Here is a 25,335-nt window from a genome sequence, read left to right on the forward strand (position 1 = left end):
GCCGAATGCCATGAACGCTGCCAAACGCCTGGAAATCTTCCGTCGCCTGCACGAAGACAACCCCGATCCCAAGACCGAGCTGGCCTACACCACGCCCTTCGAACTGCTGATCGCGGTGATCCTCTCCGCCCAGGCCACCGACGTCAGCGTCAACAAGGCCACCGCCCGGCTGTACCCGGTGGCCAATACCCCCGAAGCCATCCACGCGCTGGGGGTGGAGGGCCTGTCGGAGTACATCAAGACCATCGGCCTGTACAACAGCAAGGCGAAGAACGTCATCGAGACCTGCCGCATCCTCATGGAGAAGCACGGCAGCCAGGTGCCGGACAACCGCGAGGACCTGGAGGCCCTGCCCGGCGTGGGCCGCAAGACGGCGAACGTGGTGCTCAACACTGCCTTCCGCCAGCCGGTGATGGCGGTGGACACCCACATCTTCCGCGTCAGCAACCGCACCGGCATCGCCCCGGGCAAGACCGTGCTGGAGGTGGAGAAGAAGCTGGTGAAGTTCGTGCCGAAGGACTACCTGCTGGACGCCCACCATTGGCTGATCCTCCATGGGCGCTATGTGTGCGTCGCCCGGAAGCCGCGCTGCGGAGCCTGCCGGATCGAGGACTTGTGCGAGTACAAGGCGAAGACTTCGGACGATTGAGCGGACCCTGCAAAGTCCTGGTTTTCAATTGAAAAAATCTTTTTTACCGGCCGATTCTTTGTCGCTATAAGGTGCGCCATCACCGCCCCGCATCGTGGAGTGACCTGAATGAGCACTGTCAAAGAAGAGATCGAGATCGAGGAAGACTTCATCGCCGAGGAAGCGGAAGAAGCCGAGGCGCCTGCCGAAGTGGCCAAGACCAACCTGACCAAGCGGCGCATCATCGACAACTACCTCGAAGAGCGTCGCCTGCAGAAGCAGCTGAACGACTACGACTTCGACCTGTGATCGACAGCGCCTGAAAGAGCCCCGCACCTGCGGGGCTTTTTGTTGGCCGTGCACAACCAGCCGCGCGTTGCAGAGCAGGACGGCTGCAAGGCGCTGAGCGTTGCAGAAAGGTGCGCAGAGCATTCATGCCGTGCAGTCGGGCGCTGGAGCGGCAGCCCGAAAAACGCATTCGCCAGCAGTCAGCGAGCGGGCGAGAACGGCAGGTCACGAAGGGGCGCCGCAGGACAGCGGCAAGAAGGGGACAAACAAAAGGCCCGTCGCTTGGACGGGCCTTTCGCTTGGAGACTCAGACGCGGGCGACGTCTTCCGCCTGCAGGCCTTTCTGGCCCTGGATCACCGAGAACTCGACCTTCTGGCCTTCGACCAGGGAACGGTGACCTTCGCCGCGGATAGCGCGGTAGTGAACGAATACATCCGGACCGCTTTCACGCTGGATGAATCCATAGCCTTTAGCGTCATTGAACCACTTGACGGTTCCGACCTCACGATCAGCCATTACTACTCTCTCCAAACTCGCAATTTTGTTGTTGGCCCCAATCCTGGGACTTAGACGGGTTGGTAAAGACGTATTTTTCTCGATATCCGACCGCGGTCTGACGAGGCGTGGGCGGGTACTCCGAAAGGCGTTCTTTTAACCACCGCGCCCGGAGTATACGACAGGAAATGCTACAGAAAAGCACTTTTTTCCGGCATGCGGAAAACGCCGTGAGACTAGGTGTTCACGCCCTTTTCCGGGGCTTTCGCGTCACAAAATGGGGCATTTCGGCGAAGGCGCTCCGGGCCCCTGGGCAGGGCCCGGAAACGCCCTGAGGCTCACTTCGCCGAGAGCAGGTCCTCCAGCTTTCTGGCCAGTGCCTGGTACTGGAAGGGCTCGATCAGGTAGGCCCAATCGGTACGCCCCGGTACCTGGTCGTCGAGCTTCTCCTGGCCGGTCAGGCGCAACCAGTACTGCTCACCCTGCCCCAGCAGTTCGCCGGTGAGGCGGCCGCCGGCGAAGGTCTGCAGTTCGAAGCTGAGCAGCGGCTTGTCCTTGAACTGGACCTGGTCCAGCGGCGCGGCGTCGGCGAACTGCAGGCCGGCGAACACCGCCGCCATGCCGTTGGCCGCTGCCTCGTAGGCCAGCTTGCGACCGGCCGGCAGCTGGCGGACCTTCATGTTCGGCTCATTCTCGGCGTCGCGGTACACCGTCAGTTCCTTGCCCTGGGGGTAGCGGACTTCGACCTGGCGCACGCTGGAGAAGGGAATGGCGGCGATGCGCCGGTCGAGCCAGGCCAGCTCGGTCTCGGGCAGCTCGATGCGCCGGTCGATCAGCCAGCTCTGGTTGTCGCCGGGCAGGCGCACCAGTTGCCCCTTGCCCTGCTGGCCGGGCTTGCCGATCAGCAGGTCCTGCTGCGGCAGGCCGTTCTGCCCGCGCACCACCAGACGCAGGGCCTGGCCTTCTCCGGGTTTCTCGGCCAGGCCCAGCTGGGCGTGCAGCTCAGGCTTGGCGGTACGCGCCTCGACCCGGCGCGCCTCGCCCAGGGCCCGCAGCAGGTCGGCCACGGCGCGGGCATCGGCCGGGTAGCCGGCCTTGTCCGCCACCACCCAGGTGGAGTCGCGACGCGCCAGGTGCACCGGCGGCTGACCGGGCCGCTGCACCTCGATGGCATCGATGTCGGCCAGCCGGCCCTGCAGGGCCGGCAGCCAGGCCTGGGCCTCCGCCCCCGGCGTCGGCCCCGCCTGGCGCTGCAGCGCCAGGTAGGTGCCACCCAGTGCGGCGGCCAAGATGAACAGGAAGATGAAAGCCTTGCGTCCCATGTCCTCTCCTCAGGCGCGGCGACGGCGCCAGGCCCACAGCAGCAGCACGCCCAGGGTCAGCACCAGCGGCACCAGGGCGATGTTGATGAACTTGAGCGTGCGGCCGAGCTTCTCGATGTCGGCGTTGAGCTGGTAGTTGACCTCGCGCAGCTCCTTGCGGATGCGCAGCTTCTCCTGCATGAACTGCTGCAGGGTGGCCTGCTGCTCGGGGGTCAGTTCCAGGGCCTTGGCCGGGTCCTGGTTCTGCAGGCTGGCCAGCTTCTCCTCGGTCTCGGACAGGCGCTGCTTGAGGGCCTGCTCCTGCTCGCGGAAACGCGCTTCGGCCTGGCGCTGGAGGTCTTCCACCACGGTGAAGGGGCGGGTGAAGCGACCGCGGGAGCGCACGCTGATCAGTGCCTCGGAGCCGGAGAGGTTGTCCAGGGCGTTGATGGCGAAGGCGGAGTTGTCCGCCCAGGGCTGCGGCACGCGCTGGCCGAAGAAGTCCTGCACCTGCACCCACATGCGGTCGCTGAGCATGTCGGTGTCGGCGACCACGATGACGTTGATGTTGTCGGCCGACTTCAGCCCGTCCTTGCGCCCTTCGATGCCGTCGGGGAAGGCGCTCTGCGCCGGCCCGCTGATACGGGCCGCGACGGTGTAGCGGTCACCGCTGGGGTTCAGCTCGCCCATCAGCTCCTGCGGGTTACGCAGCATGGCGAAGCGCTGGGCGTCGAACGGCATGGCGTACTCGGAGCTGTGGATCAGCGGCACGAAGTGGGTCTTGGCGCCCTCCAGCGGGCGCAGGATGCCGGCGGTGGCGACCGTCAGGGTCTCCAGGTTGGCGGTGGCCACGTCGCTCGGGTCCAGCGCCTGGCGCGGCAGGGTCAGCCAGGCCGGATGACGGGCCGGGCGCTCGCCCTGGCCCATGCTCACCGACATGGCGTAGGCACCGTCGCCCAGTACCTTGCCGGGCAGCATCTCGAAGCCCCAGGCCTTGAACAGCGCCGGCAGGTCGGAGCTCTTGCCCTCGCCGCCCATCTCGCCGGGCATCGGCATGGCGTGGTCGGCTTCGCTCCAGGGGTCGACGAAGGCCAGCAGCTTGCCGCCCCGCAGGACGAACTGGTCGATGGCGTACTGGGTCTGCTCGGACAGGTTCTTCGGGTGCACCAGCAGCAGCACCGAGACCTTGTCGGGGATCTGGTCGACGTCGGGCTTGAGGCTCTCGATCTGGAACAGCTGGCGGATTTCCTCCATCACCATCCACGGCGAGCTGGGCTGCTGGGTCTGCATGTCGAAGCCGCCGTTGAGCGGCAGCCCGGAGAGCACGCCGACCACCGGGCGCTGGGGATGCGCCAGGCTCTGCACCAGGCGGCTGACCTCGTATTCGAGGAACTCTTCCTGGTCCAGCGGGAAGAACGGGATCACCTGGTGGTCGTCGACGCTGTTGGTGCCGGCCAGGCCGAAGTAGATGGCGTCGCCCCCCTGCTGGGCGGGCACCGCCTGGAGGCCGAACTCAGCGGCCTTGTCCTCGTCCTCGGAGAAGGGCTCGGGGTCGACGATGTGCAGCTTGATCTTGCCGTCCGCCGCCTGGGCGTAGGCCTTGAGCATCTCCTCCACGCGGCGGGCGTAGTTGCGCAGTACCACCAGGTCCTTGGCGGACTTGTCGGAGTAGAAGAAGTACAGGTTGATGGGCTCGTCCAGCTCCCCGAGGATCTGCCGGGTGCCGTCGGAGATGGTGTAGAGCTTCTGCTCGGTGAGGTCGAGGCGGGCATTGGTCAGCGCCAGGCCCGAGACCATGTTGAACGCCAGGAAGGCCAGGGCGATGAGCAGCAGGCCGGCGCTGGAATACATCAGTTTTTTCATGTCAGTCGGCCTTCTTCAGATCGACCACCACGGCGGTGGCGGCCAGCCACGCGGCGATCAGGGAGAGGAAGTAGAGCAGGTCGCGGAGGTCGATCACGCCCTTGCTGATGGCATCGAAGCGGGTCAGGAAGCTCAGCGAGGCGACGGCGTCCAGCAGCCATTGCGGGGCCCAGGCGCTGAAGGCGTCGAGCACCAGCGGGAAGCCGCTGACGATGAACAGGAAGCACACCACCACGGCGAGGATGAAGGCGATCACCTGGTTCTTGGCCAGCGCCGACATGCACGAGCCCACCGCCAGGTAGGAGCCGGCCAGCAGCCAGCTGCCGATGTAGCCGGTGACGATGGCGCCGTTGTCCGGCTCGCCCAGGTAGTTGACGGTGATGACCATGGGGAAGGTCAGCAGCAGCGCCAGGCCGGCGAAGGCCCAGGCGGCGAGGAACTTGCCGGTGACCGCCTCGAAGCGGGTGACCGGAAGGGTCATCAGCAGTTCGATGGAGCCGGACTTGCGCTCCTCCGCCCACAGGCGCATGGCGATGGCCGGCACCAGGAACAGGTAGAGCCAGGGGTGGAAGTTGAAGAAGGGTGCCAGGCTGGCCTGGCCGCTTTCGAAGAAACCGCCCAGGTAGAAGGTGAAGACCCCGGACAGCACCAGGAAGATCACGATGAACACATAGGCCAGCGGGGTGGCGAAATAGCTCGCCAGCTCGCGCTTGAAGATGACCGGCAACTGCTTCATGCCGCTTCCCCCCGGGTCAGGCTGCGGAAGACTTCGTCGAGGCGGCCGCGCTCCACATCCAGCTCCTTGACCCGCCAGCCGCGCTGGTGGATGAGCTGGTTGACCTGCGGGAAGATCACCTCACCCGGCTTGGCCAGCACCGTCAGGCCACCGCCAGCGGCGTTTTCCTCGACACCGGCAACGCCCGGCAGCACGGCCAGCGCCAGCGGATCGAGGGGCTCGTCGGCCACCAGGGTCACCGCCTGGTGGTAGCGGGAGCGGCGCTCCAGCTCGTAGGGGGTGTCGTCGGCCACCAGCTTGCCGGCGGCGATCACCACCGCGCGGGTGCACACCGCCGTCACCTCTTCGAGGATGTGGGTGGAGATGATCACGATCTTGTCCCGGGCCAGGCTCTGGATGAGCTGGCGTACCTGGTGCTTCTGGTTCGGGTCGAGGCCGTCGGTGGGCTCGTCGAGGATCAGCACGCGAGGGTCATGGAGGATGGCCTGGGCCAGCCCGACGCGGCGCTTGAAGCCCTTGGACAGGGTCTCGATGCTCTGCCCGAGCACCTTGTCCAGCTCCACCTGGCCGGCGGCCTGGGCGACGCGGGCCTTCTTCTCGGCGCCACGGAAGCCACGGATCTCGGCGATGAATTCGAGGAAGCCGCGCACCGTCATGTCGCCGTAGCAGGGCGCGCCCTCGGGCAGGTAGCCGAGGCTGCGCTGGGCCTGCAGGGTCTGGGTCTGGATGTCGTGGCCGAAGATGCTGGCGGTGCCGGAGGTGGGCGCCAGGAAGCCGGTGAGCATCTTCATGGTGGTGGACTTGCCGGCGCCATTCGGGCCGAGGAAGCCGAGCACTTCCCCCGGCTCGACCGCGAAGGACAGGTCGTCCACGGCGGTGTGCTGCGCGAATCGTCTGGTCAGTTTTCTTATGTCGATCATGGCCTCTACCCCAACGGGAAAAGCCCCCGGCCATGCTGGCCTCAGGGGCCCTGCAAAACGCCGGCGGACTATAAGGAGTCCCCCGGCGGCATAGCAAGACAGCGAAGCGTGCCGAAAGTTTCCTGCTGTAACGTGGGATTCAGCCCTGCAAAAGCGGGATTCGGCTTTTTGCGGCGGGTCAGCGAATACGGCACACTAGCCGCCCCGAGCACACGCTCGTTCCACACCACGACGCCCGTATGACCCGTTCCCCGTTCCGCCGCCTGGCCTTCGGCACCCTGCGCCGCCTCCTCTACCTGTGGGTGCGCTCGGAAACCATCAACCAGTCCGCCTTCACCCTCAAGCTCGACCGCAGCAAGCCCGTGCTCTACGTGCTGCAGCAACCCTCGGCCAGCGACCTGGCGGTGGTGGACCGGGAATGCACCAAGGCCGGCCTGCCCCGCCCGGTGCTGCCGGTGGCAGTGGGCGACAGCCTGGAGCCGGCCGCCTTCTTCTACCTGACCCCGGAGCCGGGCTGGTTCGGCGGGCAGGACAAGCGCGGCACCTCGCCGACCCTGGTGCGGGTGCTGGACGCCATCCAGCAGCACGCGGTGGATGACGCGCAGATCATTCCGGTGACGGTGTTCTGGGGCCAGTCCCCGGACCGCGAGACCAGCCCCTGGAAGCTGCTGTTCGCCGACAGCTGGGCCGTGACCGGGCGCCTGCGCAAGCTGGTCAGCATCCTCATCCTCGGGCGCAAGACTCGGGTGCAGTTCTCCGCCCCCATCCACCTGCGCGAGCTGATCGCCCAGGGCAAGGGCCCGGAGCGCACCCAGCGCATGGTGCAGCGCATCCTGCGGGTGCACTTCCGCAACCAGAAGACCGCCGTGATCGGCCCCGACCTCTCCCACCGCCGCAACCTGGTGAAAGGGCTGGTGCATGCACCGCTGGTGCGCCAGGCCATCGCCGAGGAAGCCGAGCGCGAGAAGATCAGCCCGGCCAAGGCCGAGGCCCAGGCACTGAAGTACGGCAACGAGATCGCCTCCGACTTCGCCTACACGGCGATCCGCTTCCTCGAAGTGGTGCTGAGCTGGTTCTGGAACAAGCTCTACGAGGGCATCAAGGTCAACCACATCGAGGGCGTGCAGGACATCGCCCAGGGTCACGAGGTGATCTACGTGCCCTGCCACCGCAGCCACATCGACTACCTGCTGCTGTCCTACCTGCTGTTCCGCAACGGCCTGACGCCGCCGCACATCGCCGCCGGCATCAACCTCAACATGCCGGTGATCGGCGGCCTGCTGCGCCGTGGCGGCGCCTTCTTCATGCGCCGTACCTTCAAGGGCAACCCGCTCTACACCTCGGTGTTCAACGAGTACCTGCACACCCTGTTCAGCCGTGGCTTCCCGGTGGAGTACTTCGTCGAGGGCGGGCGCTCGCGCACCGGGCGCATGCTGCACCCGAAGACCGGCATGCTCGCTATCACCCTGCGCAGCTTCCTGCGTTCCTCGCGCCTGCCCATCGTCTTCGTCCCGGTGTACATCGGCTACGAGCGCGTGCTGGAAGGCCGCACCTACCTGGGCGAGCTGCGCGGCGCGAGCAAGAAGAAGGAGTCGATCTTCGACATCTTCAAGGTCATCGGCGCCCTGAAGCTGCGTTTCGGCAGCGTCGCGGTGAACTTCGGCGAGCCGATCAAGCTGGCGGAGTTCCTCGACCAGCAGCAACCGGACTGGCGCGCCCAGGAGCTGGGACCGCAGTTCCGCCCGGCCTGGCTCAACGACACCACCAACCGCCTGGCCGTGCGCATCGCCCGCCACCTCAACGACGCGGCGGCGATCAACCCGGTCAACCTGGTGGCCCTGGCGCTGCTCTCCACCAGCCGCCTGGCCCTGGACGAACGTGCGCTGACCCGCGTCCTGGACCTGTACCTGGCCCTGCTGCGCGCGGTGCCCTACTCGCCCCACGCCACCCTGCCGGAAGGCAACGGCCAGGCGCTGATCCAGTACGTGCAGAGCATGGACCTGCTGGCCGAGCAGAAGGACGCCCTGGGCAAGATCCTCTACCTGGACGAGCAGAACGCCGTCCTGATGACCTACTACCGCAACAACGTGCTGCATATCTTCGCCCTGCCGGGGCTGCTGGCCAGCTTCTTCCAGAGCAGCGGACGCAGCAGCCGCGAGCAGATCCTGCGCTACACCCGCGCCCTGTACCCGTACCTGCAAGCCGAGCTGTTCATCCGCTGGAACCTGGACGAGCTGGACGCGGTGGTGGACCAGTGGCTGGCCGCCTTCGTCGAGCAGGGGCTGCTGAAGGTGGAGAACGACGTGTACGTGCGCCCGGCGCCCAGCTCGCGGCAGTTCGTGCTGTTGACGCTGATGTCCCGCGCCATCGCCCAGACGCTGCAGCGCTTCTACATGGCCATCGCCCTGCTGCTCAACGCCGGGCAGAACCAGCTCACCGCCGAGGAGCTGGAGAACCTGTGCACCGTCATGGCCCAGCGCCTGTCGATCCTCCATGGCCTCAACGCCCCGGAGTTCTTCGACAAGACGCTGTTCCGCCACTTCATCCAGACCCTGCTGGACCAGCGCGTGCTGCGCCAGGACGAAGCCGGCAAGCTCAGCTACCACCCCGAACTGGGCGACCTGGCCGAGGGCGCGGCCAAGCGCGTGCTCACCGCCGAGATCCGTCTCTCCATCCGCCAGGTGGCACTGGAGCGCCAGACGGACGAAGCCCCCCAGGACGAGCCGCAGGCCGAAGCCTCCTGATCCAGGCGGGCGGCTTCGGCCGCCCGCTTTCTGCTTCGCCCACTAGAAGAAATGCCCTACAAGCCGGACAGAATCCCCCGAGGGGCTGCCCGTCCGGCCCTCAGTACCATGGCGGCTGCGTATTCGCGCGTCCTTCTGCCCTCTTCACCCAGGGAACCCCCATGCTGCTGAGAACCATCACCGTCGAGAACGGCCAGCGGGAGGCGTTCAACGCCGCCGTGCTGTGCAGCCTCGCCATCCCCGAGATCGAAGCCAACGTCCTCGTCTACACCCTCAATGAAGCCGGGCCCCAGGGCACGTCCTGGGTCTACCTCGCCGCCCTGGCGCCCCTGGCCGAGGGGGGATACCAGTTGAGCAGCCTGGACGAGCGCGCCTGCCAGGTCGCCCGCCGGGCGTTGCGCCAGATCATCGAGGGCGCACGCGGGAATCGCGATGCGGCCACCGCCTTCCACTTCATCCGCATCGAACGCCTGGGCCCGCCCCTCACCCCGCACCCCACCTGCATGGAACAGCACCACCCGCTGACCCTCGGCCCCGGCGCCATCCAGACACTGCTGGCCTGCCGCAGCAGCGACAACATCGGCGCGCCCTTCTACTCGGCCCATCCGCTGCCCTACCAGCCCTACGAATCCCCCCTGCACGACTCGCCAGTGGCGACGGTGGAGCCCCGGCAGGCAGCAGACGCGCCCGAGCACCCAGCCCCGGTGCCCCACAACGCCAGCCGCAGCGAACAGATGCTCAGGGAGGTGCAGGCCACCCTCAACACCCTGGTGGAGATGGCCGGCGTGTTCACCCGCCGCCAGCCGGACAGCAGCCCCCTTCAGCCAGACCCGGGACTGGCCGAGCGCGAGCGCGAGCTGCAGGCACAGGAAGCCCGTCTGCAGGCACTGGAGGCCCAGCTCCAGGCGCGCCAGGACGAACAGGAGCAGCGCCGCACGCGTCTGGCCGAGCACGAAGCCGCCCTCGATCGTCGCGCTGCGGAGCTGGATGTGCAGATCGAGAAGCTGGTGGCTGCCAAGGAGCGCCTCCGCCGGCTGATGCGCACCGTCAACGAGAACGTCCACGTGAACAACACACTGGGCGCCATCGGCAAGGCCCTGCCGGTGGTCGATGACTGAACCGGCGATGCCGCCAGCCCGGTCTGCCCCGACGCTCTATAGTGTGTGGGGTCCAATCACGGAATGTACTCATGAAAAGAACCCTGCCCCTGCTCTTCGCCAGCCTGCTGCTCGGCGCCTGCACCACCCCGCAAACGGCCTCGATGGCCCAGCTCGAAGGCGAGGTGTACTACCTGCAGCGCATGGCCCTGCCGCCGGATGCAACCCTGCGGGTCACCCTGGTGGACGTCTCGCTGGCGGATGCCCCCGCCCGCGAACTGGCTCACCAGCAGGGCCGCATCGAGGGCCAGGTGCCCCTGGCCTTCCAGCTCAGCTACGACCCGGCCAATCTGCAGAGCGGCCACCAGTACGCCGTGGCGGCGCGCATCGAGCTCGACGGCAAGCTGATGTTCATCAGCAGCGAACGCCACTCGGTTAAACTCGACGGCACCGACCCGCAGCCCCTGCGCATCCGGGTCGACCCGGTTCGCTGATCCGAACTCCACCAGCCCAAGGAAGCCCTCATGTTCCGACTCACTGCCCTGGTCGCCGGCCTGGCCCTCTCCGTCAACGCCTTCGCCCTCTCCCTCAGCGACCTCAGCCAGCAAGACGCCGCCGGCGGCCTGAAGGATGCCCTCACTCAAGGCGCCAAGGTCGCCGTGCAGCAGCTCGGCAAGCCGGGCGGCTTCAGCAACAACCCCGAGGTGCGCATCGAGCTGCCCGGCAAGCTGGGCAAGGCCGCCAAGACCATGAAGATGATGGGCATGGGCGACCAGGTGGAGCAGTTGGAAACCAGCATGAACAAGGCCGCCGAGGCCGCGGTGCCGCAGGCCCAGGCCCTGCTGGTGGACGCGGTGAAGAAGATGACCGTGCAGGACGCCAAGGGCATCCTCACCGGCCCGCAGGACTCCGCCACCCAGTACCTGAACAAGACCAGCCGCGAGCAGCTGCGTGCCAAGTTCCTGCCCATCGTGAAGAAGGCCACCGACCAGGTCGGCCTGGCGCAGCAGTACAACAGCTTCGCCGGCCAGGCCGCGAGCTTCGGGGTGGTGGACGCCAAGAGCGCCAACATCGAGAGCTACGTGACCGAAGAGGCGCTGGATGGCCTGTTCAAGATGATCGCCGAGCAGGAAGCGAGCATCCGCCAGAACCCGGCCGGTGCCGCCACCAGCCTGGCGAAGAAGGTGTTCGGCGTGCTCTGAGCCCGCCCGCGCCAAGAAAAAGCCCGGCATCTGCCGGGCTTTTTTGTCAGTCGTTGCGCGAAGGCGACAGCAACTCGATCTTGTAGCCGTCCGGGTCCTCGACGAAGGCCAGGATGCTGGTGCCGTGCTTCATCGGCCCCGGCTCGCGGGTGACCTTGCCGCCACGGGCGCGGATGTCCTCGCAGGCCTTGTAGACGTCCGCCACTTCCAGTGCGATGTGGCCGTAGCCGGTGCCCAGCTCGTACTTGTCCACGCCCCAGTTGTGGGTCAGCTCGATCACGCTGTTGTGGGCCTCGTCGCCGTAGCCGACGAACGCCAGGGTGAACTGGCCGTCCGGGTAGTCCTTGCGACGCAGCAGGGTCATGCCCAGGACTTCGGTGTAGAAGGCGATGGATTTGTCCAGATCGCCGACGCGCAGCATGGTATGCAGCAGTCTCATCAGGGATTCCTCTTGGTTGCCCGATCAGGGCTCATAAAAGCAGAACCCCGGCTCGTGGCCGGGGTTCCTTTTGGCACGGGACGCTGAGCTTATCAGAACAGCTTGCGGCCCTTGCCGGCGGCGATGCGCATGCGCAGGGCGTTGAGCTTGATGAAGCCCGCCGCGTCCGCCTGGTTGTACGCGCCGCCATCTTCTTCGAAGGTGGCGATGTTGGCGTCGAACAGCGAGTCGTCGGACTTGCGGCCCACGACGATGACGTTGCCCTTGTACAGCTTCAGGCGTACCACGCCATTCACGTTGGCCTGGGAGGCGTCGATCATCTGCTGCAGCATCAGGCGCTCGGGGCTCCACCAGTAGCCGGTGTAGATGAGGCTGGCGTACTTGGGCATCAGCTCGTCTTTCAGGTGGGCCACTTCGCGGTCCAGGGTGATGGACTCGATGGCGCGGTGGGCCTTGAGCATGATGGTGCCGCCGGGGGTCTCGTAGCAGCCGCGGGACTTCATGCCGACGTAGCGGTTCTCGACGATGTCGAGGCGGCCGATGCCGTTCTCGCCACCGATGCGGTTCAGCTCGGTCAGCACCTGGGCCGGGGTCATGTCCTTGCCGTCGATGGCGACGATGTCACCGGCGCGGTAGGTCAGCTCGATGTAGGTCGGGGTGTTCGGTGCGGCTTCCGGGGACTGGGTCCAGCGCCACATGTCCTCTTCGTGCTCGGTCCAGGTGTCTTCCAGCACGCCGCCCTCATAGGAGATGTGCAGCAGGTTGGCGTCCATGGAGTACGGGGACTTCTTCTTGCCGTGGCGCTCGATCGGGATGCCGTGCTTCTCGGCGTAATCCATCAGCTTCTCGCGGGACAGCAGGTCCCACTCACGCCAGGGGGCGATGACCTTGACGCCCGGCTTCAGCGCGTAGGCGCCCAGCTCGAAGCGGACCTGGTCGTTGCCCTTGCCGGTGGCACCGTGGGAGATGGCGTCGGCGCCGGTCTCGTTGGCGATCTCGATCAGGCGCTTGGCGATCAGCGGACGGGCGATGGACGTGCCCAGCAGGTACTCGCCTTCGTAGATGGTGTTGGCACGGAACATCGGGAACACGAAGTCGCGGACGAACTCTTCGCGCAGGTCATCGATGTAGATTTCCTTGACGCCCATGGCCTGGGCCTTGGCACGGGCCGGCTCGACCTCCTCGCCCTGGCCGAGGTCGGCGGTGAAGGTCACCACTTCGCAGTTATAGGTATCTTGCAGCCACTTCAGGATCACCGAGGTGTCCAGGCCACCGGAATAAGCCAGGACAACCTTCTTCACGTCCGCCATGCCATCAACTCCACGGGGTTGTACGAAAACCGGGGATTCTACTGACCCTGGCGGCCAAATTACAGTGGCGCGACAGGCAATGACGACCAGGCGACAGATTCTTTCGATCCGGCGCCGCTCAGGAGGCGGACGCCGGCTTGGCAGGCGCTGGGCTGGCGGTCGGGGGCACGGCAGGCGCCATGGCGGGTGCGGCAGGGGCCGTCGCCGGTGCCGGCTCGGTGGCCGGCTCGGTGGCCGGTGCGGCGGCTGGGGTTTCCGCCGGGGGTGCCTCCGGCTCCTTGGACAGGGCCACGGCGACCCGGCGGTTCTTCGCCCGGTTGGCCTCGTTGGTGTTGGGCACCAGCGGGTAGCGCTCGCCGTGGAAGCGCATCACCATCTGCGACTCCGGCACGCCATTGGCCTTGAAGTAGTCGAACACCGCCAGCGCCCGGCGCCGCGACAGGTCACGGTTGGTCAGGCGGTTGCCGGCGTTGTCGGAGTGGCCGTCGATCTCGATGTGGTTCACCGCCGGGTCGGCCTTCATGTAGTCGAGGACGATCTCCAGCTTGGCGCGGGCCATCGGGTCCAGCGCCACGCCGCCGCCGGGAAAGCCCAGCTCCAACTTCTTCACCTGATCGAAATTCACCGGCAGCAGCTTGGCGGTGCAGGCCAGGTAGTCGTTGTAGGCCTTATTGAAATGCACCGGCAGCAAGCGCACCTCCAGGGCGTCCCCGCCCTGCTGGGTGCGGTGGCGCACCAGCGGGCTGCGCCCCTCCAGCAGACCGGTGAGCAGGCGCCCGCCCTGCAGCTGGTTGCTGTTGAACGGTACTTCGCCGTTGCCTACCGCCACGGCGCCGAGGTTGATGTCGCCGCGCCCGGGCTGCCAGGGCGCTGCCGCCGCCAGCAGGGTCGCCTGGCCGCCGCCCATCCAGCGCTCGTTGGGTTTGAGGCGGAAGGTGACCTGCTCGCCGGCACGGCGGACGAACTCGCCGCTGCCGAAGTCGGTGATCGGCTGCGACAGGCGGCACTCGAACTTGTCCCCTTCCACCTTCCACTCCACCTTCTCCAGGCGGGTCTGGAAGGTGATGGCCATGGCCGGCAGGGCAATGAGGCTGAGCAGGGCGATGGGAAAAGCGCGCACGGCTGGCTCCGGGGAAAGACGTCAGGTTCACAAGGGCTATCGGTGCGAAGGCGGAAAACTTAAGCGCCGTTCGGCGCCCTCGGGCCTGAAGCGCCGCCCGTGCCCCGGCCGGGCTTTTCCGGTAGCATGCACGCCGAGTTTCACCCGCCTGGAATCCCCCCATGTCCGACCGCCTGACCCTGCTGCGTCCCGACGACTGGCACATCCACCTGCGTGATGGCGCCGTGCTGGCCCACACCGTGGCCGATGCCGCGCGCACCTTCGGCCGCGCCATCATCATGCCCAACCTGGTGCCCCCGGTGCGCAACGCCGAGGAAGCCGACGCCTACCGCCAGCGCATCCTCGCCGCCCGTCCGGCCGGCAGCGGGTTCGAACCGCTGATGGTGCTGTACCTCACCGACCGCACCCGCCCCGAGGACATCCGCGCCGCCAAGGCCAGCGGTTTCGTCCACGCCGCCAAGCTCTACCCGGCAGGCGCCACCACCAACTCCGATTCCGGGGTGACGCGCATCGACGCCATCTTCCCGGTGCTGGAAGCCATGGCCGAAGTCGGCATGCTGCTGCTGGTGCACGGCGAAGTGACCCGCAGCGAGATCGACGTGTTCGACCGCGAGAAGGCCTTCATCGACGAGCACCTGGTGCGCGTTGTCGAGCGCTTCCCCACCCTGAAGGTGGTGTTCGAGCACATCACCACCGGTGACGCCGTGCAGTTCGTGCGCTCGGCCTCCAGCAACGTGGGCGCCACCATCACCGCCCACCACCTGCTGTACAACCGCAACCACATGCTGGTGGGCGGCATCCGCCCGCACTTCTATTGCCTGCCGATCCTCAAGCGCAACGTCCACCAGGAAGCCCTGCTGGACGCCGCCACCAGCGGCAGCCCGCAATTCTTCCTCGGCACCGACTCCGCGCCCCACGCCCAGCACGCCAAGGAAGCCGCCTGCGGCTGCGCCGGCTGCTACACCGCGTATGCGGCCATCGAGCTGTACGCCGAGGCCTTCGAGCAGCGCAACGCCCTGGACAAGCTGGAAGCCTTCGCCAGCCACCACGGCCCCGATTTCTACGGCCTGCCGCGCAACACCGACACCATCACCCTGGTACGCGAGGACTGGACCGCTCCGGCCACCCTGCCCCTGGGCGAGAACAGCGTGGTGCCCCTGCGCGCGGGCGAAACCCTGCGTTGGCGACTGCTGGAGGGCCAGGCGTGAGCGAGGAATTCTTCGACGACGAACTCGACGGCAGCCTGCCGTCCGGCCCGCGCCACCCGATGGCGGCACGCTTCCGTGGCTACCTGCCGGTGGTGGTGGACGTGGAGACCGGTGGTTTCAACTGCGCCACCGACGCCCTGCTGGAGATCGCCGCCACCACCATCTCGATGGATGAAGGCGGCTTCCTCTACCCGGACCACACGCACTTCTTCCGGGTCGAGCCCTTCGAGGGCGCCAACATCGAACAGGCTGCCCTGGAGTTCACCGGGATCAAGCTGGACCACCCGCTGCGCATGGCCGTGACCGAGGAACATGCCCTGGGCGAGATATTCCGGGGCCTGCGCAAGTCCATCAAGGCACATGGCTGCAAGCGCGCCATCCTCGTGGGGCACAACAGCAGCTTCGACCTGGGCTTCCTGAATGCCGCCGTGAACCGCACCGGCATCAAGCGCAACCCCTTCCACCCCTTCTCCAGCTTCGACACCGCCACCCTGGCGGGCCTGGCCTACGGCCAGACGGTGCTGGCCAAGGCCTGCCAGGCCGCCGGCATCGAATTCGATGGCCGCGAGGCACACTCGGCACGCTACGACACCGAGAAGACGGCCGAGCTGTTCTGCGGCATCGTCAACCGCTGGAAGGAAATGGGCGGCTGGATCGACGACTGATCCCACCGCCACGAAAAAGGCCGCCCGTACCTGGTACGCGCGGCCTTTTTCATGACGTTTCGACAACCAGGCGGGCGCCTGACTGACCTGCTCAGGCTATTGCCCCGTGCCGGTATCACCAGGTGATTCGGCAGGCTTGCAATACAGGGTGTAGGGGCGGGGTCCAGTACGGACGTCTTCCTCCATCCAGCACCCCTGAACAGGGCGGTCGAGTTTCTTCGTCAGGACAATGTATTGCGTCGCATAACTGCAGAAGAACCATAGCCCCCGCTTTTGATCGATCGGATTATCAAGCTCATTCCAGCCATCTCGCTCCTTGCCATTCAGCATGAATGGCTCAGGCTTCAGAACACCCATTTCTTCCGGCGGCCCGGAAATGAGCCCCATCCCATCCACCCAGAGCTTCCTGTCTCTCACGTTCGCCCCCCACCCTTCCGGAGCTGATACGGCGCCTGGCGATGTTGCATTTACAAAAGAGGGGCATTGCAGTTCATATGCAGCGGCCCCCTGACTCCAGAATACGGCGGACAGCAGGCCTATCCAGAGAAAACATCCCTTGTTCAAATCGAAAACCTCCTTCGACAGCAAGTGGAAAATCCACCCCGTCACTCGCAGCATTCAGCGGTTTGCAAAACGGGGGCCAAAGCCCCCGTTCACGTTTCCTGATCAGACCCGCTCGGCCGGCTTGACCCTGAACCAGGCCGCGTAGAGCGCCGGCAGGAACAGCAAGGTCAGCGCGGTGGCGACGATCAGGCCGCCCATGATGGCCACCGCCATGGGGCCGAAGAACACGCTGCGCGACAGCGGGATCATTGCCAGCACCGCTGCCAGGGCGGTGAGCACGATGGGCCGGAAGCGCCGCACCGTGGCCTCGATGATGGCGTGCCACTTGTCCAGGCCGGCGGCGATGTCCTGCTCGATCTGGTCCACGAGGATCACCGAGTTGCGCATGATCATCCCCGACAGGGCGATGGTGCCGAGCATCGCCACGAAGCCGAACGGCTGGCGGAACACCAGGAGGAACAGGGTCACGCCGATCAGCCCCAGGGGCGCGGTGAGGAACACCATGGCCGAGCGCGAGAAGCTCTTGAGCTGCAGCATCAGCAGCGTCAGCACCACCACGATGAACAGCGGCACACCGGCGTTGACCGACTTCTGCCCACGCGCGGAGTCCTCCACCGTGCCGCCCACCTCCAGCAGGTAGCCGCTGGGCAGCTCGGCGCGGATCGGGTCGAGGGTCGGCTGGATCTGCGTCACCAGGCTGGCCGGCAGCGACTTGTCGTAGATGTCGGCGCGCACGGTGACCGTCGGCAGGCGGTTGCGATGCCAGATGATGCCTTCCTCGAAGCCGTACTCCAGGGTCGCCACCTGGGACAGCGGCACGCTGCGGCCGCTGTCGGTGGGCACTGCCAGGCTCGGCAGCAGGGCCAGTTCCTCGCGCTCGCGCGGGGTGCCGCGCAGGAGGATGTCGATCAGCTCGTTGTCCTCGCGGTACTGGCTGACGGTGCTGCCGCTGAGGGAACTCTGCAGGAAGCGCGACAGGTCGGCGGTGCTCACGCCCAGGGCGCGGGCGCGGTCCTGGTCGATGTTCAGCCGCACCACCTTGCTCGGCTCCTCCCAGTCCAGGTGCACGTTCACCACGTGGGGGTTCTCGCGCACCTTGTCGGCCACCTTGCGGGCCAGGGCGCGGACTTCGTCGATGTGCTCGCCGGACACGCGGAACTGCACCGGGTAACCCACCGGCGGGCCGTTCTCCAGGCGGGACACGCGGGTGCGCACCGCCGGGAACTCGTCGTTGAGCACCTGGATCAGCCAGCTGCGCACCGCCTCGCGGTCCTCGATGGTCTTGGCCAGCACCACGAACTGGGCAAAGCTCGCCGCCGGCAACTGCTGGTCGAGGGGCAGGTAGAAGCGCGGCGACCCGGTGCCGACGTAGGCCACGTAGTTGTCGATGCCGGGGTGGTCCTTGAGCAGCGCCTCCAGGCGCGCGGCCTCGGCTTCGGTGTTGAGCAGGGAGGCGCCCTCACCCAGCTTTAGGTCCACCATCAGCTCCAGGCGCCCGGAGGCGGGGAAGAACTGCTGGGGCACGAAACGGAACAAGGCGATGGAGGCGACGAACGCCACCAGGGTCAGCACGATGACCGTCTTGCGCCGGCGTACGCACCACTCCACCACCCGCCGCACGCGCTGGTAGAAGGGCGTGGCGTAGGGGTCGTGGGCGCCGTCGCCGCCGTGCTTCTCGGCGTGGCGCTTGGCCAGGTCGGGCAGCAGCCGGTCACCGAGGTAGGGCACGAACATCACGGCGGCGATCCAGGACACCAGCAGGGCGATGGTCACCACCTGGAAGATCGAGCGGGTGTACTCGCCGGTGCCGGACTGGGCGGTGGCGATGGGCAGGAAGCCGGCGGCGGTGATCAGGGTGCCGGTGAGCATAGGGAAGGCGGTGCTGGTCCAGGCGAAGCTGGCCGCCTTGAGGCGGTCGTAGCCCTGCTCCATCTTGATGGCCATCATCTCCACCGCGATGATCGCGTCGTCCACCAGCAGGCCCAGGGCCAGCACCAGCGCGCCGAGGGAAATCTTGTGCAGGCCGATGCCGAAGTAGTGCATCGCGGCGAAGGTCATCGCCAGCACCAGGGGGATGGACAGCGCCACCACCAGGCCGGTGCGCAGGCCGAGGGAGAAGAAGCTCACCAGCAGCACGATGATCAGCGCCTCGGTGAGCACCCGGACGAACTCGCCCACGCCGGTCTTCACCGCAGCCGGCTGGTCGGACACCTTGCGCAGCTGCATGCCGGCCGGGAGGGTTTCCTGCAGGCGGGCGAACTCGCCCTCCAGCGCCTGGCCGAGGACCAGGATGTCGCCCCCGGCTTTCATCGAGACCGCGAGGCCGATGGCGTTCTCGCCCATGAAGCGCATGCGCGGCGCCGGCGGGTCGTTGAAGCCCCGGCGCACTTCGGCCACATCACCAATGCGGAAGGTGCGATCCCCCACGCGGATGGGGAAGTCGCGGATCTCCTTCACCGAATCGAAGCGTCCGCTCACCCGCAGTTGCACGCGGTCGGTGGGCGTCTCGAAGAAGCCGGCGGCCGCCACGGCGTTCTGCTCTTCCAGCGCCTGCTGCACGGCCGCCAGCGGCAGGCCGAGGGTCGCGGCCTTGGTGTTGGAGAGTTCGATCCAGATCTTCTCGTCCTGCAGGCCGATCAGTTCGACCTTGCCCACGTCCTTCACCCGCTGCAGTTGCAGCTGGATGCGGTCGGCGTAGTCCTTGAGCACGGCGTAGTCGAAACCCTCGCCAGTGAGGGCGTAGATGTTGCCGAAGGTGGTGCCGAACTCGTCGTTGAAGAACGGCCCCTGGATGCCCTGGGGCAGGGTGTAGCGGATGTCGTTGATCTTCTTGCGAACCTGGTACCAGAGCTCAGGAATCTCGTTGGAGTGCATCGAGTCCCGCGCCAGGAAGGTGACCTGGGATTCACCCGGCCGGGAGAACGACACGATGCGGTCGTACTCGCCGGTTTCCATCAGCTTCTTCTCGATGCGCTCGGTGACCTGGCGGGAGACCTCTTCGGCGCTGGCGCCGGGCCAATTGGTGCGGATCACCATGGCCTTGAAGGTGAAGGGCGGGTCTTCGCTCTGCCCCAGCTTGGAGTACGACAGGGCACCGACGATACCCAGGAGCAACATGACGTAGAGGACGATTTGGCGGTTCTTCAGCGCCCAGGCGGAAAGGTTGAAGTTCACCGTGCCTTACTCCTTGGCCACCAGCTTCACCGCGCGGTTGGCGCGGTCCACGGGGCGGACTTCCTGCCCCTCGCGCAGCACCTGGACGCCGGCTGCAACGACCCAGTCCTGTGCCTTCAGCCCGTCCAGCACCGGTACCCGGTCCTCACCATAGGGACCGACCTGAACGGCGCGCCGCACCAGGGTGGAGGTGGCAGGGTCGACCACCCAGACGAACGGGGTGCCGGCCTCGGCCGTCAGCGCCGACAGGGGTACCGAGAGGGTCTCCGCTCCCACGCCCTTCACGTAGACGCGTGCGCTCTGGCCCAGCTCCGCCGGCACCTGGCCAGCGGTGAAGGCGACCCGCGCGGCGAAGGTCCGCGACTGCTGGTCCGCCGCCGGCGCCAGTTCACGGATGCGCGCCGGCAGCTGCCGGCCCGGCTGGGACCACAGCTCCACGGCCACCGGCTGGTCCACCTTGAAGCGGTCGATGGCGTGCTCGGGCAGGCTGATCAGCACTTCGCGCTCGCCGTCGGCGGCCAGGCTGAAGACCGTCTGCCCGGCGGCCACCACCTGGCCCACCTCGGCACGACGGGAGGCGATCACGCCATCCTGGGAGGCGCGCAGCACGGCGTAGTCCGCCTGGTTGCTGGCGACGTTGTACTCGGCCTTGATCTGTTTGAGGCGCGCCTCGCCGGCGCGGTACTGGTTCTCGACGTTGTCGAACTGCGACTGGCTGATGAGCTTGCGCTCCAGCAGCGTGCGGTAGCGGTCACGCTCGGCACGCACCAGTTGCAGGTTGGCTTCGGCGGCCGCGACCTGGGCACGGGTCGCCTCCAGTTGCAGGCGTACGTCCTGCGGGTCCAGTTCGGCCAGGGGCTGGTCCTTCTTCACCCGGTCCCCCACTTCCACCAGGCGGCGGGTGATCTTGCCGCCGATGCGGAAGGCCAGGTCCGGCTCGTAGCGGGCGCGCACCTCGCCGGCGTAGGTGTCCACGGCGTCCGCCGCGGGTTGAGGTTGCACCACCATGGCCGGGCGGATGGTAGGCTGCGCGCTTTCACCATTGCCACAGGCACCAAGGAGAAGGGACAGCGACACGGGCAGAGCGAGGGACAGAGCATGGCGGTGCATGGTGAATGACCTTTCGCGACGTACGGTTTTTTGAATATTTATACTGCCCGGTATAGTAAAAATAGCGAACTCACCAGTCCAGTATTAACGAGAAAATGTCAGACAATTCTTTGCAGAGCAGCGGCCCGGGGCGCCCGAAGGATCCGGCGAAACGCGCAGCGATCCTTGAGGCGGCGAAATCGCTGTTCCTCAGCAAGGGCTACGACGGCAGCAGTATGGACGCTATCGCCGCGGAAGCCGGGGTCTCCAAGCTCACGGTCTACAGCCACTTCACCGACAAGGAGACGCTGTTCTCCGCCGCCGTGAAGGCCAAGTGCGAGGAGCAATTGCCGGAGCTGCTGTTCCAGCTGCCCCACGACGGCACCATCGAGAGCGTGCTGCTGAACATCGGCCGGGGCTTCCATGCGCTGATCAACAGCCGCGAATCCATCGAGCTGCACCGCCTGATGGTGGCGCTGGGCGCGCAGGACCCGAAGCTCTCGCGGCTGTTCTTCGACGCCGGCCCACAGCGCATCCTCAACGAGATGGAGCGCCTGCTGGCCCGCGCCAACGACGCCGGCAAGCTGCGCATCGACAAGCCGTTGAACGCCGCCGAGCACTTCTTCTGCCTGATCAAGGGCGGGCACAACTTCCGCTTGCTGATCGGGTGCTGCACCGCACTGGAAGGGCCAGGCGCCGAACAGCACGTGCAGGAAGTGGTGGAGCTGTTCCTCAAGGCCTACCGGGCCGAAGACTGAGAAGCGCGCCCGGCGCTCAGCGCCGGTGCAGGCGCACCCGTGCGCGGCGGGGCCTCAGGGAGAACCAGCCCTGGGGCTCGATCGCCCCGAGCGGCTCCACGTCCCAGTGGGTGACCCACCAGGCCAGGGACACCGCCACATCGAGCATCGCCATGGCCGTACCGGGGCAGGCCCGGTCGCCCAGGCCGAAGGGGAAGTACGCGCCTTTCGGCCAGGTGGCCGGTTCCAGGAAACGTTGCGGCCGGAAGGCCAGCGGCTCGTCGAACCAGCGCGGATCGCGGTGGGTGATCCAGCTGGACAGCATGAGGATGTCGCCCTTCTGCAGCGCCTGCCCGAACACCTCGGTGTCGGCCGTCAATTGCCGCGGCACCAGGCCGTAAGCCGGCGGGTACAGGCGCAGGCTTTCCTGGATCACCGCCCGCAGCAGCGGGCAACCCCGCAGGTCCGCCACGCCCTCGATGCGTGACCAATCGACGCCGGCCAGCTCCTGCCGCAATGCCGCCAGCACCTCGGGGTGCCGGGCCAGCATCAGCAGCGTCCAGGTCAGGGTCACCCCGGTGGACTGGTGACCGGCCATGAGCAGGGTCGCCAGTTCGTCGCGCTGTGCCGCCAGCGGGCGCGGCGACTGCTCGGCGATACCGGCGACCACCGCCTGCAGCCGCCCCAGGGCCCAGCGCTTGCGCGGGCAGAGCTTGCTGGGGAACCAGTGCCCGAGGGGAATGCCCGTACTGGTCTCCAGCAACGCCACCCGCGAGAGCAGGCGCACGGCCCGGGCGATGTCGAAGGCCTGGTCGCGCAGGTCCATGCCGAACAGCGCGTGGCCGGTAAGCGTGGCGCTGTAGGCCGCCATCTGCAGGTCGAGATCGACTTCGCCACCGTCTTCCAGCCCCTGCCCCCAGCGCTCGGCCAATTGCAGGATCTCCAGCGGCTGCGGCGCGGCGATGTGCGGGCGGACAGCCTTGCGCTGGGCCTGGGCGGGTGGCCCCTCGCGCATCATGAAACTGCGCCCGTTCCACTGGCGCATCATGCACAGGCTCGGCTCCCAGCGCCGCAATAGGGCACGGTGCTCCACCAGTGCCTGGTGCACGGCCTCGGGGTGGAACAGGCACCACACCCGGTTCAGGCCCATGCGCGAGACGGCCATGTCGGGCTGCTCGGCGTGCACCTGCGCCAGCCAGGCCAGCGGATCGCGCTGCAACGCCAGCCAGTGCCGCGCACCGGCACGCTGGTCATCGACCCAAGGCAGGCGCGCCAGGGTGCGGCGGATGGGGCAACGCAGCGTGTCGTCCATGAGCACCTCGCACTCAGCCCTTGGCGAGGGCTTTCTTCGGGTAGATGTCGTAGCGACTGGACTTGCCTTCCAGGGCGTAGCTCGGCTTCGGTCCCTCGATGATCGGCGCCTTGCGGGGGCGCTTCACCACCACCCGGTGGGTGGCCAGTTCCAGGGCGGCAGCCAGCAGGGCCGGGGCGTCCAGGTCATCCCCCACCAGGGGGCGGAACAGGCGCATCTCCTTCTTCACCAGGGCGCTCTTGTCCCGGTGCGGGAACATCGGGTCGAGGTAGATCACCTGGGGCGGCTCGTCCGTCCACTCGGCCATGTGGGTGATCGCATTGCCGGTCAGCAGGTGCAGGCGGGCGGCGATGGGGGCCACGTCAAGATCGCGCGCAGCGCGGGCCAGGCCATCTTCCAGCAGGGCCGCCACCAGCGGCTGGCGCTCGATCAGGTGCACTTCGCAGCCCAGGCTGGCGAGCACGAAGCCATCGCGCCCGAGCCCCGCCGTGGCGTCCAGTACCCGAGGCCGAATACCGGGCTGGATGCCCACCGCCTTGGCGATCATCTGCCCTGCCCCGCCGCCGAACTGGCGCCGATGCGCCGCAGCCCCTTCGACGAAATCCACCCGTACCGGGCCGGGCGCGCCCGGCCCCAGCTCCACCAGTTGCAGGCCGTCGTCGCCCAGCTGCAGGGCAAAGCCCGCTTCGCCGTCCAGGGGCAGGCCCAGGCGCTCGGCCCAGGCCCGAGCCTCGGCCTCCAGGTGAGGCACCAGGGCCTCGACCCTTACCCGGGCCGTTTGCTGCTCGTCGTTCATCAGGGGTTCCACCGAATCGAATGGGCGGCATTTTGCCAGAGCCGGCTGCCCGGGGTCAGCGGCACTGGCGGAACAGCCCCATGTCGAGGTGGAAGTGATCGCGGTGGGCCGCGTTGTAGTCCGGCCCCAGGGTGACGTGGAAAGTGTCGCAGGCGGCCTGGTGCGCCCGGTGCAGGAAGCGTGCGGCATCGCCCTGGCCGCTCCAGTCGCGGGCCACGCTGATGCGCCGACCATCGGCCAGCTGGAAGCCGGCGATGTCCAGGGCATTGGCGTAGGCGTGCTGGCTGCGGCGCTGGCTGGTGCCGATGTTGCGGCAGGCGAAGCTGCCCAGGTGCTCCACCCGCGCCACCGGCTGGCCGAACACCTCGCGGGCGGCCGGCTGCAGGCCATGCCGCTCGAACAGCGCCCAGCCCACCGCCACTTCGCAGGTGGCCAGGAAGCTGCTGCTGAAGCGCACGCCGGATGCGCTCACACGCACCGCGTTGTCCACCGGGCAGCCCGGCGCCGGCACGCTGTCGGGCACCGCCTGGTAGCGCATCCCCGCGCTGTCCAGGGCCTGCTTGCAGAGCTGGGGGTCGGCCTGCAGGCGCATCAGCTTGAAGGAGGTCAGCAGGTTCGGTGGCTCACGCACGTCCAGCGGGGCCCAGGGGTTCCAGCGCGGGGGCACCTCGATCCAGCCCTGCCTCACCGCCAGCGGCAGCAGCACCAGCGCCAGGACGAGACCCCCGCCCAGCACCCGCCCGCGTCGACTCATCGGGAAGGAAACAGCGCGTTGATCCGGTCGAACGGCATCGCCTGCTGGGCCGCGGACAGGTCATGCCCATGGAGCTGGCGCGCCGCCTCGAAGAACGCGCCGTAGGCCACCCGCGCCAGGTTGGATCCCAGGCTGACCCGACGCACGCCCAGTGCGGCCAATTCGTCGAGGGTCAACGCCAGCGCCGGCGAGCCCACCAGGATATTGACCGGCTTGGGGGCGACGGCGGCCACCACCTCGGCGATCTGCTCGCGGGTGGTCAGGCCGGGGGCGTAGAGCACATCGGCGCCGGCCTCGGCATAGGCCACCAGGCGGCGCAGGGTGTCGTCCAGGTCCGGCCGGCCATGCAGGAAGTTCTCCGCCCGTGCCGCGAGGGTGAAGGGGAACGGCAGCGTCCGCGCGGCCTCGACGGCCGCCTGGATGCGCTCCAGGGCCAGTCCGGCATCGTAGATGGGCGCGTCCGGCCGGCCGCTGGCGTCTTCGATGGAGCCACCGACCAGGCCGGCTTCCGCCGCCAGCCGCAGGGTCTCGGCGCAGGCTTCGGGGCTGTCGCCGTAGCCGTTCTCCAGGTCGGCCGCCACCGGCAACGGCGTGGCCTCGACGATGGCGCGGGCATTGGCCAGCGCCTCTTCGCGGCTCACCGCCCCTTCCGCATCCCGCCGCCCAAGGGAAAACGCCAGGCCGGCGCTGGTGGTGGCCAGGGCCCTGAAGCCCAGGTGCGCCAGCATGCGGGCGGAACCGGCATCCCAAGGGTTGGGCAGGACCAGCAGGTCCGGTCCCTGGTGCAGGGCGGCGAAGTCTCGGGCGCGTTGGCTCTGGTCAGTCATGAGGGTCGCTCCATCGAAGGCGGGGAGGCCCGACCTTACCCCAGGGGAACGGGAGCGGACAGATA

24 protein-coding genes are annotated in these 25,335 nt (G+C 67.4%); 9 read left to right on the plus strand and 15 right to left on the minus strand.

The window, feature by feature from the left end:
* Positions 1-10 precede the first annotated feature (10 nt).
* Both nth and RTK35_RS12640 read left to right on the plus strand, forming a co-directional pair.
* Entirely contained in the window at positions 11-649 is a 639-nt protein-coding gene (gene nth, locus RTK35_RS12635) for an endonuclease III (protein ID WP_044413251.1), read from the plus strand.
* A 108-nt stretch (positions 650-757) separates the two neighbouring features.
* Positions 758-937, plus strand: a complete 180-nt coding sequence (locus tag RTK35_RS12640) for a PA3496 family putative envelope integrity protein (RefSeq protein ID WP_044413248.1) — start codon at positions 758-760, stop codon at positions 935-937.
* Positions 938-1,223: 286 nt separating this feature from the next.
* On the opposite strand, the gene RTK35_RS12645 is transcribed toward RTK35_RS12640, so the two are convergent.
* From RTK35_RS12645 to RTK35_RS12665, 5 genes are all read right to left on the minus strand, one after another.
* Positions 1,224-1,433, minus strand: coding sequence for a cold-shock protein (locus tag RTK35_RS12645; protein ID WP_044413245.1), 210 nt, complete (start codon positions 1,431-1,433; stop codon positions 1,224-1,226).
* A 317-nt stretch (positions 1,434-1,750) separates the two neighbouring features.
* On the minus strand, positions 1,751-2,734 hold the full coding sequence (locus RTK35_RS12650; RefSeq protein ID WP_107329839.1) for a DUF4340 domain-containing protein: 984 nt from the start codon (positions 2,732-2,734) through the stop codon (positions 1,751-1,753).
* Between the two features lie 9 nt (positions 2,735-2,743).
* Complete coding sequence (locus RTK35_RS12655; RefSeq protein ID WP_044413240.1) at positions 2,744-4,576, minus strand: GldG family protein; 1,833 nt, start codon at positions 4,574-4,576, stop codon at positions 2,744-2,746.
* A gap of 1 nt (position 4,577) precedes the next feature.
* Complete coding sequence (locus RTK35_RS12660; protein ID WP_044413238.1) at positions 4,578-5,312, minus strand: ABC transporter permease subunit; 735 nt, start codon at positions 5,310-5,312, stop codon at positions 4,578-4,580.
* Complete coding sequence (locus tag RTK35_RS12665; protein WP_074969236.1) at positions 5,309-6,232, minus strand: ABC transporter ATP-binding protein; 924 nt, start codon at positions 6,230-6,232, stop codon at positions 5,309-5,311. The genes RTK35_RS12660 and RTK35_RS12665 overlap by 4 nt, the downstream gene beginning before the upstream one ends.
* Positions 6,233-6,471: 239 nt before the next feature.
* Here RTK35_RS12665 and plsB point away from each other — a divergent pair, with 239 nt between their 5' ends.
* From plsB to RTK35_RS12685, 4 genes are all read left to right on the plus strand, one after another.
* The gene (gene plsB / locus RTK35_RS12670; protein WP_316908162.1) at positions 6,472-8,976 is read left to right on the plus strand and encodes a glycerol-3-phosphate 1-O-acyltransferase PlsB; all 2,505 of its coding nucleotides are present in this window, start codon (positions 6,472-6,474) and stop codon (positions 8,974-8,976) included.
* A 161-nt stretch (positions 8,977-9,137) separates the two neighbouring features.
* Complete coding sequence (locus tag RTK35_RS12675) at positions 9,138-10,094, plus strand: hypothetical protein (RefSeq protein ID WP_316908163.1); 957 nt, start codon at positions 9,138-9,140, stop codon at positions 10,092-10,094.
* 71 nt (positions 10,095-10,165) lie between these two features.
* On the plus strand, positions 10,166-10,567 hold the full coding sequence (locus tag RTK35_RS12680; protein WP_044413229.1) for a YbaY family lipoprotein: 402 nt from the start codon (positions 10,166-10,168) through the stop codon (positions 10,565-10,567).
* Positions 10,568-10,597: 30 nt separating this feature from the next.
* Positions 10,598-11,275 carry a DUF4197 domain-containing protein gene (locus RTK35_RS12685; RefSeq protein ID WP_044413226.1) on the plus strand — a complete coding sequence of 226 codons (678 nt, stop codon included), beginning with the start codon at positions 10,598-10,600 and terminating at the stop codon, positions 11,273-11,275.
* Between the two features lie 46 nt (positions 11,276-11,321).
* On the opposite strand, the gene gloA is transcribed toward RTK35_RS12685, so the two are convergent.
* From gloA to RTK35_RS12700, 3 genes are all read right to left on the minus strand, one after another.
* Positions 11,322-11,714 (minus strand): lactoylglutathione lyase, encoded by a 393-nt coding sequence (gene gloA / locus RTK35_RS12690; protein ID WP_044413224.1) that lies wholly within the window; start codon positions 11,712-11,714, stop codon positions 11,322-11,324.
* Positions 11,715-11,806: 92 nt separating this feature from the next.
* Positions 11,807-13,024, minus strand: coding sequence for an argininosuccinate synthase (locus RTK35_RS12695; protein WP_316908164.1), 1,218 nt, complete (start codon positions 13,022-13,024; stop codon positions 11,807-11,809).
* Between the two features lie 118 nt (positions 13,025-13,142).
* The gene (locus tag RTK35_RS12700; RefSeq protein WP_410478654.1) at positions 13,143-14,144 is read right to left on the minus strand and encodes a flagellar protein MotY; all 1,002 of its coding nucleotides are present in this window, start codon (positions 14,142-14,144) and stop codon (positions 13,143-13,145) included.
* A gap of 161 nt (positions 14,145-14,305) precedes the next feature.
* Between RTK35_RS12700 and pyrC the strand changes: the two genes are divergently transcribed.
* Positions 14,306-15,352 (plus strand): dihydroorotase, encoded by a 1,047-nt coding sequence (gene pyrC, locus RTK35_RS12705; protein ID WP_044413214.1) that lies wholly within the window; start codon positions 14,306-14,308, stop codon positions 15,350-15,352.
* Complete coding sequence (gene rnt / locus RTK35_RS12710; RefSeq protein ID WP_069561313.1) at positions 15,349-16,017, plus strand: ribonuclease T; 669 nt, start codon at positions 15,349-15,351, stop codon at positions 16,015-16,017. Before pyrC ends, rnt begins: the two co-directional genes overlap by 4 nt.
* A gap of 96 nt (positions 16,018-16,113) precedes the next feature.
* Here rnt and RTK35_RS12715 read toward each other — a convergent pair whose 3' ends face one another.
* From RTK35_RS12715 to RTK35_RS12725, 3 genes are all read right to left on the minus strand, one after another.
* The gene (locus tag RTK35_RS12715; protein ID WP_316908165.1) at positions 16,114-16,605 is read right to left on the minus strand and encodes an STY0301 family protein; all 492 of its coding nucleotides are present in this window, start codon (positions 16,603-16,605) and stop codon (positions 16,114-16,116) included.
* 78 nt (positions 16,606-16,683) lie between these two features.
* Positions 16,684-19,755 (minus strand): efflux RND transporter permease subunit, encoded by a 3,072-nt coding sequence (locus tag RTK35_RS12720; RefSeq protein ID WP_316908166.1) that lies wholly within the window; start codon positions 19,753-19,755, stop codon positions 16,684-16,686.
* Positions 19,756-19,761: 6 nt separating this feature from the next.
* Positions 19,762-20,865, minus strand: coding sequence for an efflux RND transporter periplasmic adaptor subunit (locus tag RTK35_RS12725; protein ID WP_142011546.1), 1,104 nt, complete (start codon positions 20,863-20,865; stop codon positions 19,762-19,764).
* A 95-nt stretch (positions 20,866-20,960) separates the two neighbouring features.
* On the opposite strand from RTK35_RS12725, the gene RTK35_RS12730 reads away from it, so the two are divergent.
* Positions 20,961-21,602 carry a TetR/AcrR family transcriptional regulator gene (locus tag RTK35_RS12730; protein WP_160481728.1) on the plus strand — a complete coding sequence of 214 codons (642 nt, stop codon included), beginning with the start codon at positions 20,961-20,963 and terminating at the stop codon, positions 21,600-21,602.
* 16 nt (positions 21,603-21,618) lie between these two features.
* Here RTK35_RS12730 and RTK35_RS12735 read toward each other — a convergent pair whose 3' ends face one another.
* Genes RTK35_RS12735 through RTK35_RS12750 form a run of 4 tightly spaced genes read right to left on the minus strand, consistent with a single transcriptional unit; the run spans position 21,619 to position 25,270 of the window.
* Positions 21,619-22,893 (minus strand): cytochrome P450, encoded by a 1,275-nt coding sequence (locus RTK35_RS12735; protein WP_172432872.1) that lies wholly within the window; start codon positions 22,891-22,893, stop codon positions 21,619-21,621.
* Between the two features lie 13 nt (positions 22,894-22,906).
* Positions 22,907-23,689, minus strand: a complete 783-nt coding sequence (locus RTK35_RS12740) for a class I SAM-dependent methyltransferase (RefSeq protein WP_316908167.1) — start codon at positions 23,687-23,689, stop codon at positions 22,907-22,909.
* 55 nt (positions 23,690-23,744) lie between these two features.
* On the minus strand, positions 23,745-24,443 hold the full coding sequence (locus RTK35_RS12745; RefSeq protein WP_316908168.1) for an extensin family protein: 699 nt from the start codon (positions 24,441-24,443) through the stop codon (positions 23,745-23,747).
* Positions 24,440-25,270, minus strand: a complete 831-nt coding sequence (locus RTK35_RS12750; protein ID WP_316908169.1) for an isocitrate lyase/phosphoenolpyruvate mutase family protein — start codon at positions 25,268-25,270, stop codon at positions 24,440-24,442. Before RTK35_RS12750 ends, RTK35_RS12745 begins: the two co-directional genes overlap by 4 nt.
* Positions 25,271-25,335: the final 65 nt, after the last annotated feature.

Source organism: Pseudomonas sp. zfem003 (assembly GCF_032621675.1).
Taxonomy (GTDB): Bacteria; Pseudomonadota; Gammaproteobacteria; order Pseudomonadales; family Pseudomonadaceae; genus Metapseudomonas; species Metapseudomonas otitidis.